Annotated in this window: 2 protein-coding genes; one reads left to right on the forward strand and one right to left on the reverse strand. The window is 66.1% G+C overall.

Features of this window, described 5'->3' with window-relative positions; all coding sequences use genetic code 11:
• Window positions 1-128 precede the first annotated feature (128 nt).
• Entirely contained in the window at window positions 129-1,328 is a 1,200-nt protein-coding gene (locus L1892_RS24500) for an MFS transporter (protein WP_235726349.1), read from the reverse strand.
• A gap of 95 nt (window positions 1,329-1,423) precedes the next feature.
• On the opposite strand from L1892_RS24500, the gene L1892_RS24505 reads away from it, so the two are divergent.
• Complete coding sequence (locus tag L1892_RS24505) at window positions 1,424-2,296, forward strand: LysR family transcriptional regulator (protein ID WP_235726350.1); 873 nt, start codon at window positions 1,424-1,426, stop codon at window positions 2,294-2,296.
• Window positions 2,297-2,611: the final 315 nt, after the last annotated feature.

Raw genomic sequence — 2,611 nt, forward strand, 5'->3', positions numbered from 1 at the left:
ACCCGATGACCCCGCCCGACAACGCATCGACACCCTCCGCGGCCAACGCGCGAAATCGGTAGAGCGCGCCGACACCCGCGCCATGGAACGCTGGAACACACAGAACCCACCACCGTACTGATCGGGGGTCATTCCTGCCCGAATACGGCCAGGCCCAGACCCGCCGCCACCAGCACCGCGACGTATGTGGCTACACCCACCCATCCGAACGCGGAGAACGCCAGCCCGCCCAGCGCACCCACCACCGAACTCCCGAGGTAGTAGTGGAACAGGTAGAGCGACGATGCCTCGGCACGGTGATCGGTGGCGCGCGCCGACACCCAGCTGCTGGCCACCGAGTGCGCGGCGAAGAAGGCCGCGGTGAACACGAACATGCCGACCAGCACGATTGGGAGATTGTCGGGCACGGTCAGGCCGAGACCGACCAGCATGCTCGACACCGCGGCGATCAGTACCGGCCGTCGTCCCCATCGGTCGGCGAACCGGCCTGCGATCGTCGCGGAGAAGGTGCCCGCCAGGTACATCACGAACACGGTTGCGACCACTGCCTCGCTGAGCCCGAAGGGGCCACGCAGCAGGCGGTAGCCCAAAAAGTTGTAGACGGTGACGAATCCGCCCATCAGCACGAAACCGAGGAGGAACAGTGGGAGCAGTCCCGGGTTGCGCAGATGGCCGAGCAGGTTACCGATCGTGGTGGCCGGTGAGATACGTTGCGGGGCAAAGAACTGCGACGCCGGGACGGTCCGCCAGAAGATGATGGCGAAGGCCAGCGACACCAGGCAGGCGATCTCTAGGGCCCACTGCCATGTCACCACGTCGACGGCGAAGCCCGGGATCAGGCGACCGGTCAAGCCGCCGATGGTGGTTCCGGCGATGTAGCGACCCATTGCGGTGCCGAGCGACCCGCCGTCGATCTCCTCGGCGAGGTAGGCCATCGCCACTGCCGGCACCCCAGCGCACAGCACGCCCTGGAGTCCGCGGCCGACCAACAGCAGTTCAATGGTCGGCGCCCACGGCAGCAGGATGCCGACGATCGATGCGGCCAGCGCGGAGATCGCCATGATGCGCACCCGACCGAAGCGCTCCGACAAGACGCTGGCCGGGATGATCGCGACGGCCAGGAAACCGGTCGTCAGCGATACCGACAATGCCGCGGAGGTGGGGGAGACACCGAAATGATCCGACAACTGCGGCAATAGGGCCTGCACATAGTAGAGCGCCATGAATGTCGTCATGCCGGCGGCGAACAACGCGATGGTGGCACGGCGATACCCGGGTGTGCCCGGGGTGCATCCGGTCCTCGCGGCTGTAGAGGCTGTGGTCGTCATCGCTACTCAGGCAAGCACCACATCGCAGATGCGCAAAATGAAGCATGTGCCAGTCTCTTATGCAGATGGGAATAATTGCAGGTAGATTGAGTCTGATGCACGATGAACTGGACTGGTTTATCGCCATCGCAGAGGCGGAGAACCTGACTGCGGCCGGCGAACAGGTTCACGTTTCGCAGCCGACGCTGTCTCGTTTCGTCGCGCGCCTCGAGCTCGACCTCGGAGTTCCGCTGTTCGATCGGCACGGACGGCGACTCGTCCTCAACCGCTTCGGGCGCGTCTACCTCGAGCGCTCCCGGCGCGCCCGGGTCCAACTCGACACCGCGCGACGGGAGATCGAGGACATGACTCGGCCCGCGCAGGGACCGATCCGCTTGGCCTTTCTGCATTCCTTCGGCGTTGCGCTGGTCCCCGATCTGATCAAGGGTTTCCGAGACGCCAATCCCGGGGCCCGGTTCACCCTCACCCAGGATGCGGCGGCCACGGTGGTCGATCACGTGGCCCGTGGCGAGGCGGATCTCGCGATCGTTTCACCCCGGCCGATGCGTACCGACATGGCATGGCTCGCGATAGCACAGCAGAATCTCGCCCTGGTGGTTCCGCGGGGCCATCGCTTCGCCGGGCGTTCGGTCATCGGGCTCGCCGAGGCCGCCGACGAGGAGTTCATCGTGATGCAGCGCGGATACGGGATGCGGCGCATCGTCGACGAGCTCTGTGCCGCAGCCGATATCGCGCCGACCATCGCCTTCGAATCCGCCGAACTGACCACCATCACGGGTCTGGTGGGTGCCGGTTTGGGGATCGGGGTGGTGCCCGTCGATGACACTGCGCTCCGACCGGGCGTGGAGCTGATCCCGCTGGCCGACGAGTCTCGCGAGATCGGGCTGACGTGGTTTCGTCCGAGACCGTTGCCGGATGCGGCGGACCGATTCCGGGACTTCGTGGTCGACCGAGCGCGCGCCGACTGAGCGCGGACGAACCAAGCGCCGACCGGCGCTTTCACTGCCGCGGGCCGGCGCGCAGCGGGGACTCGCCACTGATCGAAGCCGACGATGGTGACACCGAGAACTTTGCCGTGACCTGGCGTTCGCAAGGTCCGCCGACCGGGGGATCCGGTGGTGGAGGTGATGGCCACCGATCGGTGGGCCGTGAGGTGCGGGGGGATCTGTAAGGAAGGTTAGGTGAGGTGGCGTCGCTGACTGGCGTCGTGGGCGCTGGGTCGGGACGGTTTCGGGTCAGGACGCTTTCTCGAGGTGGACCTGGTAGCCGAGTTGTTTGAGTTG

This window comes from Gordonia tangerina (assembly GCF_021556435.1).
Taxonomy (GTDB): domain Bacteria; phylum Actinomycetota; class Actinomycetes; order Mycobacteriales; family Mycobacteriaceae; genus Gordonia; species Gordonia tangerina.